This window comes from Loigolactobacillus zhaoyuanensis (assembly GCF_003946385.1).
Lineage (GTDB): Bacteria > Bacillota > Bacilli > Lactobacillales > Lactobacillaceae > Loigolactobacillus > Loigolactobacillus zhaoyuanensis.
Genome location: NZ_RHOE01000002.1, coordinates 21,327 through 34,711 on the forward strand (window position 1 = coordinate 21,327; position 13,385 = coordinate 34,711).

Sequence of the window (13,385 nt, forward strand, 5' to 3'; positions counted from 1 at the left end):
TTGGTTAGTGCAAAACAGTAATGTCCTCAGTTGAATGGTTCTGGAGTGTAGCTAGGTGAAATAACCAGTAACTTAGCTCGGTAGTGGCGGCCGTTATCCGTTGAGTCTATGACTCATTAAGGTTGATAGAGTGATCTATCAATAAATTAAGGTGGTAACGCGTAAAGTAAAGCTTTTCGTCCTTTGGCAACAGTTCTTGCCGGGATGAAAAGCTTTTTTCTATTCCAGAATAGTTATCACTGGATGATAGAGTTAAATTATGAAGAGAAAGAGATGATTAACGCGTGATTGAAATCAAAAATGTCAGCAAGTTGTATCGTGGCAAACAAAAAACAATCACTGCCGTAAAGGATGTGAGTTTAACCATTAAGGATGGTGAAATTTACGGTATTGTTGGTTACTCAGGTGCCGGCAAAAGTACGTTGGTCCGAATGTTAAATGGATTAGAAACACCCACAAGTGGTGTGGTTACGATTAATGATACTGTCATGAGTGAGTTGAAGGGCAAACCATTACGGGAAGCTCGACAAAAGATGGGCATGATTTTTCAATATTTTAACCTGCTATGGTCGCGAACGGTTTTGGAAAATATCACGTTCCCATTAGAGCTGATCGGGATGAATAAGGCTGAACGTGAGGCGAAGGCAACTAAGCTGATCGCAACAGTCGGGTTACAAGGTCGAGAAAATGCCTACCCCAGTGAATTATCTGGCGGTCAGCAGCAGCGCGTAGCCATTGCCCGTGCCTTGGCTAATGATCCACAAATCCTGTTATCCGATGAAGCAACTAGTGGGTTAGATCCTAAAACCACCGATGAAGTCTTAGATCTGTTGTTGAAGATCAAACGTGAGTTAAAAATCACGATCGTTGTGATCACCCATGAAATGCACGTTATTCGTAAAATCTGTGATCGAATGGCAGTGATGGATGCAGGGGCTGTAGTCGAGGATGGTGATGTGTTCGATGTTTTCCGGAATCCAAAAATGGAGATCACGCGCCAATTTGTTTCTGAAGAAGAAACGCCGCAGTTAACTGATACTACTGTAGTGATCAATGAATTGTTGGCACAAGTGCCGACAGGTAAAATCGTTAAATTGACTTTCCATGGTGATCAAGCAAAGTTACCGATCATCTCGGAAATGCTACGCCAATTTCCTAATGTTGATTTAAACATTGTCGATGGTAGTATTCACCAAACGCAAGCAGGGTCGATTGGGACGCTTTATCTGCAATTGTTAGGTGACGACGATGAGGTTGCCGGCGCCACTGATTATTTGCATAAAATGCGTGTGGGAACGGAGGTGATTCGTGGTGAGTAGTACAACAGGATTTTCCTCATATTTCCATTTTTCCCAAGTTGATTGGCCTAGCATGTGGTCGGCCACCGGTGAAACGATTTGGATGACAATTTTTTCGTTGGTCGTCGTTGCTATTTTAGGTATTCTATTGGGCTTGCTATTATTTGAAACTGCAGGCAGTTCTAATTTTTGGGCCCGTTTAGTGCATGGTCTAACGGCATTGTTCGTTAACGTTTTTCGTTCAGTCCCATTTATTATCTTGATCGTGTTGTTACTGCCTTTGACAAAAGGGCTGGTGGGAACGATCATCGGGCCCAAAGCTGCCTTGCCATCGTTAATTATTTCCGCCGCACCTTTCTACGCACGGATGGTTGAATTAGCCTTTCACGAAATCGATCATGGGGTGATCGAGGCCGCTGAAGCAATGGGCGCCACTCGCTGGCAAATTGTTTATAAAGTTTTGTTACCCGAAAGTAGTCCAGCGTTGGTCTCTGGGATCACGGTAACTGGGATCTCATTGATCGGTTTCACAGCAATGGCCGGCGTTATTGGTGCTGGTGGCTTAGGTAACTTGGCGTATTTAGACGGTTTCCAAGCCAGTAATAATACGGTCACTTTGGTGGCAACCATTATTATTCTCTTAGTTGTTTTCGTTTGTCAGACTGCGGGCGATATTGTAGTTGGTCGATTAGACAAACGAGTTTCTAATTAGTTCTACCCGCTGCTTAAGCGGTCATTAAATTTTGGTTATTAATTTTAGGTTATTCGAAAAATGGAGGGATTTTTTATGTCAAAGCAACATCGTTTACTTGGTTTTATTACCGCCGCAGCTGTACTGGTATTAGGTGCTAGTGCCGTTGGTTCAACCGTTGACGCCGCAACAACTTTGAAAGTTGGGGCTACTAAAACGCCGCATTCAATTATTTTGAATCACGTTAAGCCACAATTGAAAAAAGAAGGGATCAACTTAAAGGTCACCGTTTTTCAAGATTATTCATTGATCGATAAAGCTTTAGTTGCCAAAGATCTTGACGCAACTTACTTTGCCCACAAACCTTATTTGGAACAAGAAATTGCTAAGAATGGTTATAAGATCGCTGATGTTGGCGCCGTCCATTTGGAACCAATTGGTGCTTACTCGAAATCCGTTAAAAAGTTAGCTAACGTTAAAGATGGCGCGACGGTCTTAGTTTCAAATAACCGACCTGATTATGGTCGTGTTTTGCAAATTCTAAAGGATGCTAACTTAATTACGATCAAAAAAGGGACTAAGTTAACCGATGCTGATTTCAATGACATTGCTTCTAACCCTAAACATTTGAAATTTAAGCACACTTACGATCCAAAATTAATGCCTGAATTGTACAAAAACAATGAAGGTGACGTGATCTTTATCAACGCCAACTTTGCCGTCCAAGGTGGGTTGAACCCAGCTAAAGACGCTATTGCTTTAGAGAAGAAATCTTCACCATACGCGAATATTATTGAAGTTCGTAAAGGTGATCAAAATAAGCCAGCCATCAAGAAATTGGTTAAAGCTTTGCAATCTAAATCAACTCAAAAGTGGATCGGCCAACATTTCAAAGGCGCAGTCTTACCAGCTAAATAGTTAATTGAAAGCTACGAGTGATCGTAGCTTTTTTATTTCCAGTTAAAGAAAACGCTATCTATTATGCTGATCCTAACTGTGTTGCACCGCTGCTTCTTACTAAATTTTAATTTTATCGTAAAGACGATTTATTTTAACCAGAACAACGTACGCCAACCTATTTTACGGAATAAAATCTTTAGTGAAGTCGCTTGGGATTATTGAAAAAGGTTCTCAATTAGGTTAGAATGAGTATTGTTTAATATTGGAAACGATTTTCTCTTAAGCGTCGTTTTCACTGGTTACAACCAGTAATTCCTGATATCGGAGGAGAGCACATGTCAAAGTTAGAAGTAAAGAATCTACACGTTGCCGTAGTTGATGAAGATAAAAGTCTACAAAAAGAGATCCTCAAAGGGGTCGATTTAACCATGAACACTGGCGAGATCCACGCTATCATGGGACCAAATGGTACTGGTAAATCAACTTTATCCCAAGCAATTATGGGTAACCCTGCATATAAAGTCACTGAAGGTGACGTTTTATTAGATGGCAAGAGTTTATTAGAAATGCCAGTAGATGAACGTGCCCGCGCCGGTCTATTTTTAGCAATGCAGTACCCTGCTGAAATTGCTGGGGTAACAAACATTGAATTTATGCGTGCAGCAATTAATGCGCGTCGAGCTGATGATGATCAGATCCCCGTCTTAGAATTCATGAAATTCTTGGATAAGAATCTTGCAACTTTAGATATGAGTGACGATATGGTTGAGCGTTACTTAAATGAAGGCTTTTCCGGTGGTGAAAAGAAACGTAACGAAATTCTACAATTAATGATGATCCAGCCTAAATTTGCCATCCTTGATGAAATTGATTCTGGCCTTGATATTGATGCCTTAAAAGTCGTTTCTAAAGGGGTCAATGCAATGCGTGGACCTGAATTTGGCTCATTGATCATTACCCATTATCAGCGGTTACTGAACTACATCGTTCCAGATACGGTGCACGTGATGATGGACGGTCGAATCGTCGAAAGTGGCGGCCCAGAATTAGCTGAAAAATTGGAAGCTGAAGGCTATGCCGGTGTTCGTGACGATCTAGGATTAGATGTAAAATTAACGGACGAAATCTAAGGAGGCGCAGATAATGGAAACACAAGCAGAAATTGATTTTCAATCCGCAGTTTCAGCTTTTTCTGCGGCTCATAGTGAACCCGATTGGTTGCGGAATTTGCGCCTAGATATGCTGGAAAAATATCCAGCATTAGCATTACCTAAGTTTGAAAAAATCAGATACCAAAGATGGCCCTTAACTGCAGCGCATCAGCCTACAGTTCAAGCATCTGCCGCTGCAGATCTAGCAACGTTAGATTTGGATTATGCGCAGGCTAAGAATGTGCTCGTGACATACGGCGAATCCGTCATTACATCAAAGTTAGACCCAGAACTAGCCGCACAGGGGGTTATTTTTACTGACTTATTTACAGCAGTCCGTGATTACCCTGAGTTAGTTGAGAAATACTTTATGACGACAGCGGTCAAGCCTGACGCTAATCGGTTAACTGCTTTTCATACCGCTTTTCTTAACGGTGGGGCGTTCTTGTACGTGCCTAAAGGCGTGACGATCAAGGAACCGATTCAAGGCTACTATATCCAAGATAGTACACGGCCACAGGATTTTGTTCAGCATGTGCTGGTCGTTGCGGATACTAATAGTCAGGTGACTTATTCGGAAAATTACGCGACTGTCGGTACTGAAGCTAACCTGGCCAACGTGGTGGTTGAAGTTGTTGCTGCTGACGATGCGCAGGTTCGTTTTTCGGCAGTTGATCAATTTAGCGCAGCAACGACCGCTTATATTAGCCGGCAAGGTAACTTGGCGAATGATGCTAAATTAGATTGGGCCGTTGGACTGATGAACGATGGTAACGTGGTGGTTGATTTCAATACTGATTTAGTGGGGCATGGTGCGCACACTGAAGTTAAGGTCGTCGCTGTAACGACGGGCGATCAACTGCAAGGAATTGATACGCGTGTCACTAATCTTGGTCAACACACGATTGGTCACATTTTGCAGCATGGGGTCATTCTGGAGTCCTCAGCCTTGATCTTCAATGGTGTCGGGCATATTGTTAAAGGCGCCCGTGGTTCCGATGCACAGCAGGAAAGCCGTGTATTGATGTTATCAACACATGCGCGCGGTGACGCGAACCCAATCTTGCTGATCGATGAAAACGATGTTACCGCTGGCCATGCTGCCAGTGTTGGTCGCGTCGATGAGGAACAAATGTACTACCTAATGAGTCGTGGGATCGATAAAAAGCGTGCTGAACGTTTGGTTATTCGCGGGTTCTTAGGTAATGTTTTAACCGAAATTCCAGCTAAACGAGTTCGTGATCAGTTAACCGCAACGATCGAGAGGAAGCTTGAAAATGGGCAAAAATCTGAATGATATCCGTGCTGACTTTCCAATTTTGGAGCAGCAAGTTAATGATGAACCATTAGTTTACTTGGACAATGCCGCGACGACCCAGAAGCCTAAAGCAGTGGTCGAAGCTTTGACTCATTATTATTATCATGATAATGCTAATGTGCATCGTGGGGTGCATACGCTGGCTGAACGGGCGACGGAACAGTTTGAAGCTGCACGGGAAAAAGTACGAGCGTTTATTAATGCCCGCTCGACCAAGGAAGTTTTGTTCACTCGCGGGACAACCACAAGCTTGAACTGGATCGCTGCTAGTTATGGTGAAGCTAATGTAAATGCCGGTGATGAAATTGTTATTTCGTATATGGAACATCATAGTAATTTAGTCCCTTGGCAGCAGTTGGCGCTGCGTAAGCAAGCCAAATTGAAGTACATCAAATTAAATGCAGATGGCACCTTAGATATGACTGATGCCGCGCAACAAATTACCGATCAAACTAAAATTGTTGCGATCGCTCAGGTATCTAACGTTTTAGGCGTCGTCAATCCAGTTAAGGATCTGGCTAAATTAGCGCATCAGCATGGTGCCGTTATGGTGGTCGATGGGGCGCAATCATTACCAAATATGCCGGTCGATGTCCAAGCCTTAGACTGTGATTTTCTAGCCTTTTCTGGGCATAAAATGATGGGGCCAACGGGGATCGGCGGCCTTTACGCCAAGGAAGAATTGCTAAACGCAATGGCGCCGGTCGAATTTGGTGGCGAAATGATCGATTTCGTTAATTTATTCGATAGCTCGTGGTCGCAATTACCATGGAAGTTTGAAGCCGGCACGCCAGATATTTCCGGTGCAATTGGTTTAGGCGCCGCAATTGATTATTTAAATCAATTTGGGATGGCTGCGGTTCATGAACATGAACAAAAGTTAGTTGACTATGTCTTGCCACAATTATTGGCGATCGATGGCTTAACGGTTTATGGCCCCCATGATCCGGCTAAACATACTGGCGTCATTGCGTTTAACCTAGACGGCTTACATCCACATGATTTGGCCACTGGACTGGATATGGAAGGCGTTGCGGTACGCGCGGGGCATCATTGTGCGCAACCATTAATGAAATATTTGCAAGTGCCAGCTACAGCGCGCGCTAGCTTTTATATTTATAATACAAAAGCTGACGCTGATCGCTTAGTTGAGTCAATTGTGGCCACAAAGGAGTTCTTCAAAAATGGCACTATCTAAACTAGATAATTTATACCGCCAAGTCATCCTTGATCACTCAGCTCATCCGCACCATCATGGTCATTTGCAAAAAGCGACCAATGAAATTGAATTACGTAATCCAACTTGTGGCGATGTTTTGCAGCTGGAAATTGCGTTGACTGATAATAAAATCAGTGATATTGCCTTTTCTGGTGATGGCTGTACTATTAGCCAAGCATCGGCCAGTATGATGACTGATGCAGTGATCGGGAAAACACCAGCAGAAGCTGAACAAATGGTGCAAGCCTTCTCTACCATGGTGATCGGTGATCGGCCTGACCAAGATCTAAGTATTTTAGGTGATGCTTCGATTTTGAAAGGTGTCGCTCAATTCCCAGCACGGATCAAATGTGCCACTTTGGCTTGGAAGGCGCTAAATAATGCGCTGACTGGCGAGGACGGTAAGGGAATGGCACAACTGTTGACTTCGCATGAGGATTGATTTATAAAATAGCTAAACATGAATAAGGGGGGATAGCTTATGCCAATGCCTGAAACTGAAAACACTAAAAATAACGCCACTATTGCTAGTAGCGTTGATGAATTAGGTTTAGATAAAGATTACGATTTTGGCTTTCATGATGATGTTACGCCAGTGTTCTCAACTGGACATGGTTTGACTGAAGATGTTGTTCGTGCTATTTCTAAGGAAAAGAATGAACCACAATGGATGTTGGACTTCCGGCTGAAATCATATGAATTATATAAAAAGTTACCGATGCCAGTATTTGGTCCAGATCTATCAAAGTTAGATCTAGATAATATGCTGTATTATCAAAAGGCAACTGATAAAAAGTATCGTGACTGGGAAGAAGTCCCTGAAGACATCAAGAATACTTTCGATCGCTTAGGCGTTCCCGAAGCTGAACGTAAGTATTTGGCTGGTTCGTCAGCTCAATATGAGTCTGAAGTGGTTTATCATAACATGCGTGATGAATTCAACAAAGCGGGGATCATCTTTACCGATACTGATACGGCCTTGAAAGAATATCCTGAATTATTCCGCAAATGGTTCGCTAAATTAGTTAAACCGTCAGATAATAAATTTGCGGCACTTAATTCAGCCGTTTGGTCAGGTGGTTCATTTATTTACGTGCCTAAGGGCGTTAAATTAGATGTACCGATTCAATCTTATTTCCGCTTGAATGCTGAAAACTCGGGTCAGTTTGAACGGACCTTGATCATTGTCGATGAAGGCGCCAGTGTTCAATACGTTGAAGGCTGTACCGCACCAAATTATTCTTCGGACAGTTTACATGCGGCCGTCGTTGAAGTATACGCGCAGAAGGATGCTTATATGCGTTATACGACGATCCAGAACTGGTCGAATAATGTGTACAGTTTGGAAACCAAACGGGCGCAAGCAATGGAAAATGCCACAATGGAATGGGTCGATGGTAACTTAGGCTCCAAGATCACCATGAAATATCCAAGTGTTTATTTGGATGGCGAAGGCGCGACTGGGACCATGCTGTCGATTGCTGTTGCTGGTCATAATGTTGATCAGGATGCCGGTGCACGAATGATCCATAACGCCAAGAATACTTCGTCATCGATCGTCTCAAAGTCGATCTCCAAAGATGGTGGTGCAGTTGATTATCGTGGAACAGTGCGTTTTGGTCGCCATTCTGATGGCTCTAAGGCACATATTGAGTGTGATACGATCATTATGGATGAAGAGTCTAGTTCGGATACGATTCCATACAACGAGATCTTAAACGGCAATGTTTCTATGGAACATGAAGCTAAGGTCTCGAAAATTTCTGAGGAGCAACTCTATTATTTGATGAGCCGCGGCGTTTCGGAGGCTAAAGCAACTGAAATGATCATCATGGGCTTCGTCGAACCATTTACCAAAGAGTTACCGATGGAGTATGCCGTTGAATTAAATCGATTGATCGGCTACGAAATGGAAGGAACTGTCGGCTAAAATCAGATAAGCCCCTAATTGCCTTGATATGATAGGCTTTTAGGGGCTTATTTTTTTGTCAATTTATATTATGACGCGACTTTGACGCGACTTTTTTAAAAGTTCATATAATTGGCAAACATTTGCCCAGTTGCTTTAGTTGAATCCTGAGTAACATGCGCATATATATTCATTGTGGTCGCGATATCCTTATGTCCTAGGCGATACATGACATCTTTAAGAATAGACTCACCAGCGACATTCTGTGACCGCGCGGTTATTAATAATAAAACTGAGGTTGTGGATCGAAAAATTTTAGTGGATAACGTTAAGTTTGAAAAGTGGACAAAAAAAGAGCAATCAGTCGGCACCTCTAGTGGATTGATTGCTCACGTTGATTTCAATACTGAATTTTTTCCTAACCTTCATCGCCGAGATGGTGCTTATCGTGAAATAGAACAAGCACCAAACCTGTTACAATTATGCCACCCTCAATAAGTGCAGCCAAGTTATCAGCCTCCTGTAATTGATCACAACTACAGTCTCATTGTAAATCTTCACTAGCCAATTGTTAAGCCCTAAATCTTTTTTTCAAAAAAAGGTTGACGCGTTCACAGACAGTTGTTATACTAATGTCATTCAATTCTAAGGAGTTTTTAATATGACGCAAGCAAAACGAACGTGTTCACTAACATCACAATCGAATAGCTATCTATACTATTGGTTCTTTAAGTAGTGTTTGCACCGGCAAGCTAGGTGCAGACACGAAGTCTGCATCTATGCAAGCCAATAGTATTTTAAGCGTGTATTAAAAACTTGGCCACATAGATGATTTGAACAATCAGCTGTGTGGCTTTTCTTCGGGAACCTTTTTAGGCTATTTCTCTAAAGAAGTCGATGGGTCACACAGCAATAATATGTTGTGTGGCCTTTTACTTTGACTTATGGGGGAATTTATATGTTTGATGAGACAGATCAGTTAAGTGTTAATGCATTACGGGCGTTGAGTATTGATATGATCGAGCGTGCAGGTTCCGGCCACCCAGGGTTACCTTTAGATGCGGCACCAATGGCTTATGTTTTATACAGTCGCCATTTACGCGTTGATCCACAAGATCCAAACTGGACTAATCGTGATCGTTTTGTTTTATCCGCGGGGCATGGTTCGGCGTTGTTATACAGTTTGTTGCATCTTAGTGGGTTTCCAACAAGTATGGCTGATCTGCAACAATTCCGTCAATTGCACAGCATGACGCCTGGACATCCAGAACATGGCCTGGTGGCAGGGGTGGATGCGACTACGGGACCACTAGGACAAGGGTTAGGCATGGCCGTGGGGATGGCGATGGCCGAGACGCACTTAGCCGCACAGTTTAATATGCCACAGCAGCAAGTGATCGATCATTTCACCTACGTGATCTGTGGGGATGGCGACTTGATGGAAGGTATCTCCCATGAAGCGGCAAGCTTAGCTGGCAACCTTAAACTCAATAAATTAATTGTGTTGTATGATTCAAACGATGTATCATTAGATGGCGCAACTGATCGTACTTTTTCGGACGATGCCCAGCAACGTTTTACTAGTTATGGTTGGGATTACCAGAAAGTTAGCGATGGTAATGATTTAGCAGCAATCGATACTGCCATCACAGCGGCTAAAGCAGCGACGGATGCGCCTAGTATAATTGAAATTAAAACAACGATTGGCTTCGGGGCACCAAAGCAGGGAACGCATTTAGTTCATGGTGCCCCATTAGGACAAAGTGATCTAGCAGTGACCAAGCGCAACCTAGGCTGGCAGGCAGAGCCATTTACAGTACCAGCAGCGGTCAAACAACGTTTCCAAAAACAAGTTCAGCAGCGTGGTCAGAGTGCACATCAACAATGGCAAACCTTATTAACGACCTATGCACAAGCACAGCCTGCGTTAGCTGAGCAATTACAGCAGGCGTTAACCCAGAAATTACCAGTAAATTGGCAAGCCGACCTACCACAATATCAAATGGGCACCAGTGAAGCCGGGCGGACTACTAGTCAAAAAATGATCCAAGCATTAGCAGCAAAAGTGCCTAGTCTCTGGGGTGGAGCGGCTGATTTGGCTTCCTCAAATAAAACTGATATTGCGGCTAGTAACTCCTTTAGTGCTACAGCGCGGCAGGAGCGTAACCTGAATTTTGGTGTTCGTGAGTTTGCTGAAGCTGCAGCGATGAATGGCATTGCTTTGCACGGTGGGACCCACGTTTTCGGCGGTACTTTCTTCGTTTTTTCCGACTACATGCGCGGTGCGATTCGTTTAGCCGCGTTGCAGCATTTACCGGTCACTTACATTTTCACTCATGATTCATTGGCTGTCGGCGAAGATGGGCCGACTCATGAACCCGTTGAGCAGTTGATGAGTTTACGGGCGATGCCAGGAATCAGTGTGATTCGGCCGGCTGATCCCAATGAGGCAGTTGCTGCTTGGCGTTTGGCGATGACGACCAATGATCGCCCCACTGTATTAGTTCTAACGCGGCAGGAACTAGCGGTATTGCAAGGCAGTTTACAGCAGCCAAATGGGGTTAGCCGCGGCGGCTACGTGATCTCACCGCAACAACATAGTCAAGCTGAAGGAATTTTAATGGCTTCTGGTTCAGAAGTGGCCTTGGCGATCAAGGCCCAGCAGCAACTACGGAAATTTGGCCACGATGTAGCTGTGGTTTCAATGCCTTGCTTTGACCGCTTCATGCAACAGTCAGCTGCTTACCGCGAGCAAGTTTTGCCCCAGCAGATCCGGCGCCGTGTTTCAATCGAATTAGGGGTCACCTTAGGCTGGGAACGTTTTGTCGGTTTGGATGGCTTGAGTCTTGGCGTTGATACCTTTGGCGCTAGCGGTCCTGCAGCTGAAGTGTTAGCTGAGTATGGTTTCACGACGGCAGCCTTAGTCGCTGCTTACCAGAAGCTATGGCGAGCTGATCACCGTTTACAAACACCAATTCAACGGAGTGTGATTTAATTGATCGATGGTAAAACGCAATTATTTGGCTTTTTTGCTCATCCGGCTCAACACAGTTTGTCGCCGTTAATGTATAATATTACTTTTGCGCAGCAGGGGTTAAATGCGACCTATCTTGCTTTTGATTTTAAAACTGATTTAGCTGCTGCGGTGGCGAGTATTCGCACTTTAAATTTTGGCGGGGTCAATTTGTCGATGCCATTTAAGGCGCAAGTGTTGCCCTTATTGGATGAAGTGGCGCCGGAAGCAAGCTTAATTGGTGCAGTTAATACGATCGTCAATCAAAATGGTCACTTAGTTGGCCATAGCACAGATGGCGCCGGCTTTTTCGCTGGCTTAGCCCAGCAAGACCAACAATTTAAGCAAGCGCATTTAACGATTCTGGGCGCTGGCGGCGCTGGACTTGCGATCATCGCCGCTGCCGCTCATGCCGGTTTCACCACGGTTGATGTGTTTAAACGCCAAAATAGCACGTATGCAACTGTGGCCGCCAAGTTAGCTAAAATCGCGGCGGCTACACAGATCGCGATCAATTTGCACGACTATTCGGCGAACGCTGAGCTTACTGCAGCAATCCAACAAAGCGATTTACTAGTTAATGCCACCAATATTGGTATGGGCACTAGTCAAGAATTACCATTGCCACTAGCGGTACTCAAACAGATCGCCACCAGGACAGTGGTTAGCGACGTGGTTTATTTTCCACAAGAAACGGTATTTTTAAAGGCAGCGCGCCGTTTAGGTTGTCCAACTTATAACGGATTACCGATGCTGATCCAGCAGGGGGCCTTGGCCTTCAAATTATGGACGGACGCTGAAATGCCAATTGATCAAGTGACACAAGCTTTGGAACAGCAACTCTATCAAAAATAAAAATATAAGAGGTAAAGACATGATTATTCAATTAAAAGCAAACGCAGACGAGCAAGTTATCACCGGATTAATTAACCGTTTAAAAGCGACACCAGCCACCGTGATTCGGATCAACAATCATTTGGCAATCCCAGAAGTTAAAACAACTGCACTTTCGGCAACAGAAGCTAGCGTGGTAGCAGAAGTCATCGAAAAGACACCTGCAGCTGTACTGGGTAGTCGCTTATTCCAGCCAGAAGACACGGTGATCACGCTACCGCACTCTGTTATTGGCGGCAAAGGGAATTTCACGATGATGGCTGGTCCTTGTTCTGTTGAATCAGAAGCCCATGTGCGCAAAATGGCTAAGGTGGCTAAAGCGGGCGGCGCTACTTTATTACGTGGCGGGGCCTACAAACCACGGACCTCACCTTACAGTTTCCAAGGTCTAGGCGAAGCTGGTTTAAAATACTTACGCGAAGCCGCTGATGAAAACGGCATGGACGTCATTACTGAAGTCATGGATGAGACCCACGTCGATTTGATTGCTAAATACACTGATGTGTTCCAAATTGGCGCCCGCAACATGCAGAATTTTTCTTTATTGAAGGCAGTTGGTAAAACCAATGTGCCAGTTGCTTTGAAGCGTGGCTTAGCCGGTTCGATCGACGATTTATTAAATGCTTCGGAATACATTGCTGCTGGTGGTAACCATCAAATTATGTTATTGGAACGTGGCATTCGGACCTTTGATAATAAATACACGCGCAACACTTTTGACTTAGCGGCAGTACCTGTTTTGCAGAAGCTGACCCACTACCCCGTTATTGTTGATCCTAGCCATGCAGTTGGTGAATGGGATCTAGTAACACCAATGGCTTATGCTGGTGTTGCGGCAGGTGCTTCCGGGATGATCGTAGAGATCCACGATGACCCTGAACATGCCTTTTCTGATGGCCCGCAAGCATTGAAACCCGATACTTACTTGAAAATGACGGAACAAGTTTTTGCCATGCGTAAGTTAATGGATAGCTGGGAATAATAAGGAAGAG

12 protein-coding genes, 1 pseudogene and 1 other annotated feature (1 of these 14 only partly in view) are annotated in these 13,385 nt (G+C 44.1%); of the genes and pseudogenes, 12 read left to right on the forward strand and 1 reads right to left on the reverse strand.

The genetic code is table 11. From position 1 onward, the window contains the following. Nucleotides 1–187: a binding site (T-box leader), on the forward strand; it begins 49 nt to the left of the window's first position. Nucleotides 188–284: 97 nt separating this feature from the next. From EKM76_RS00625 to sufB, 8 genes are all read left to right on the forward strand, one after another. Continuing rightward, complete coding sequence (locus tag EKM76_RS00625) at nucleotides 285–1,319, forward strand: methionine ABC transporter ATP-binding protein (protein ID WP_125548736.1); 1,035 nt, start codon at nucleotides 285–287, stop codon at nucleotides 1,317–1,319. After that, on the forward strand, nucleotides 1,312–2,010 hold the full coding sequence (locus EKM76_RS00630) for a methionine ABC transporter permease (RefSeq protein ID WP_164507551.1): 699 nt from the start codon (nucleotides 1,312–1,314) through the stop codon (nucleotides 2,008–2,010). Before EKM76_RS00625 ends, EKM76_RS00630 begins: the two co-directional genes overlap by 8 nt. Nucleotides 2,011–2,085: 75 nt before the next feature. Beyond that, nucleotides 2,086–2,907 (forward strand): MetQ/NlpA family ABC transporter substrate-binding protein, encoded by an 822-nt coding sequence (locus EKM76_RS00635; protein ID WP_125548737.1) that lies wholly within the window; start codon nucleotides 2,086–2,088, stop codon nucleotides 2,905–2,907. Nucleotides 2,908–3,224: 317 nt separating this feature from the next. Then, nucleotides 3,225–4,019, forward strand: coding sequence for a Fe-S cluster assembly ATPase SufC (gene sufC, locus EKM76_RS00640; protein WP_125548738.1), 795 nt, complete (start codon nucleotides 3,225–3,227; stop codon nucleotides 4,017–4,019). 13 nt (nucleotides 4,020–4,032) lie between these two features. After that, entirely contained in the window at nucleotides 4,033–5,337 is a 1,305-nt protein-coding gene (gene sufD / locus EKM76_RS00645; protein ID WP_125548739.1) for a Fe-S cluster assembly protein SufD, read from the forward strand. Beyond that, entirely contained in the window at nucleotides 5,318–6,556 is a 1,239-nt protein-coding gene (locus EKM76_RS00650; protein WP_125548740.1) for a cysteine desulfurase, read from the forward strand. The genes sufD and EKM76_RS00650 overlap by 20 nt, the downstream gene beginning before the upstream one ends. After that, nucleotides 6,543–7,019 (forward strand): Fe-S cluster assembly sulfur transfer protein SufU, encoded by a 477-nt coding sequence (gene sufU, locus EKM76_RS00655; protein WP_125548741.1) that lies wholly within the window; start codon nucleotides 6,543–6,545, stop codon nucleotides 7,017–7,019. Before EKM76_RS00650 ends, sufU begins: the two co-directional genes overlap by 14 nt. Before the next feature lie 45 nt (nucleotides 7,020–7,064). Next, nucleotides 7,065–8,507, forward strand: coding sequence for a Fe-S cluster assembly protein SufB (gene sufB, locus EKM76_RS00660; protein WP_125548799.1), 1,443 nt, complete (start codon nucleotides 7,065–7,067; stop codon nucleotides 8,505–8,507). Between the two features lie 95 nt (nucleotides 8,508–8,602). Here sufB and EKM76_RS13575 read toward each other — a convergent pair. Continuing rightward, a pseudogene (locus EKM76_RS13575) lies at nucleotides 8,603–8,728 on the reverse strand (site-specific integrase); the annotation flags it as partial. 58 nt (nucleotides 8,729–8,786) lie between these two features. On the opposite strand from EKM76_RS13575, the gene EKM76_RS13375 reads away from it, so the two are divergent. The 4 genes from EKM76_RS13375 (at nucleotide 8,787) to aroF (ending at nucleotide 13,375) form a co-directional block, all read left to right on the forward strand. Next, nucleotides 8,787–8,984: a hypothetical protein gene (locus EKM76_RS13375; RefSeq protein ID WP_164507552.1), complete on the forward strand. Its 198-nt coding sequence runs from the start codon at nucleotides 8,787–8,789 to the stop codon at nucleotides 8,982–8,984. Nucleotides 8,985–9,444: 460 nt separating this feature from the next. Then, complete coding sequence (gene tkt, locus EKM76_RS00670; RefSeq protein ID WP_125548742.1) at nucleotides 9,445–11,481, forward strand: transketolase; 2,037 nt, start codon at nucleotides 9,445–9,447, stop codon at nucleotides 11,479–11,481. Beyond that, nucleotides 11,482–12,354: a shikimate dehydrogenase gene (gene aroE / locus EKM76_RS00675; RefSeq protein WP_125548743.1), complete on the forward strand. Its 873-nt coding sequence runs from the start codon at nucleotides 11,482–11,484 to the stop codon at nucleotides 12,352–12,354. Between the two features lie 19 nt (nucleotides 12,355–12,373). Further along, on the forward strand, nucleotides 12,374–13,375 hold the full coding sequence (aroF, locus tag EKM76_RS00680; protein WP_125548744.1) for a 3-deoxy-7-phosphoheptulonate synthase: 1,002 nt from the start codon (nucleotides 12,374–12,376) through the stop codon (nucleotides 13,373–13,375). Nucleotides 13,376–13,385: the final 10 nt, after the last annotated feature.

Excerpts from the sequence above, each read along its gene's own strand:
- EKM76_RS00635 (WP_125548737.1), top strand. The coding sequence starts at position 2,086 with ATGTCAAAGCAACATCGTTTACTTGGTTTTATTACCGCCGCAGCTGTA.
- sufC (WP_125548738.1), top strand. The coding sequence starts at position 3,225 with ATGTCAAAGTTAGAAGTAAAGAATCTACACGTTGCCGTAGTTGATGAA.
- sufD (WP_125548739.1), top strand. The coding sequence starts at position 4,033 with ATGGAAACACAAGCAGAAATTGATTTTCAATCCGCAGTTTCAGCTTTT.
- EKM76_RS00650 (WP_125548740.1), top strand. The coding sequence starts at position 5,318 with ATGGGCAAAAATCTGAATGATATCCGTGCTGACTTTCCAATTTTGGAG.
- sufU (WP_125548741.1), top strand. The coding sequence starts at position 6,543 with ATGGCACTATCTAAACTAGATAATTTATACCGCCAAGTCATCCTTGAT.
- sufB (WP_125548799.1), top strand. The coding sequence starts at position 7,065 with ATGCCTGAAACTGAAAACACTAAAAATAACGCCACTATTGCTAGTAGC.
- tkt (WP_125548742.1), top strand. The coding sequence starts at position 9,445 with ATGTTTGATGAGACAGATCAGTTAAGTGTTAATGCATTACGGGCGTTG.
- aroF (WP_125548744.1), top strand. The coding sequence starts at position 12,374 with ATGATTATTCAATTAAAAGCAAACGCAGACGAGCAAGTTATCACCGGA.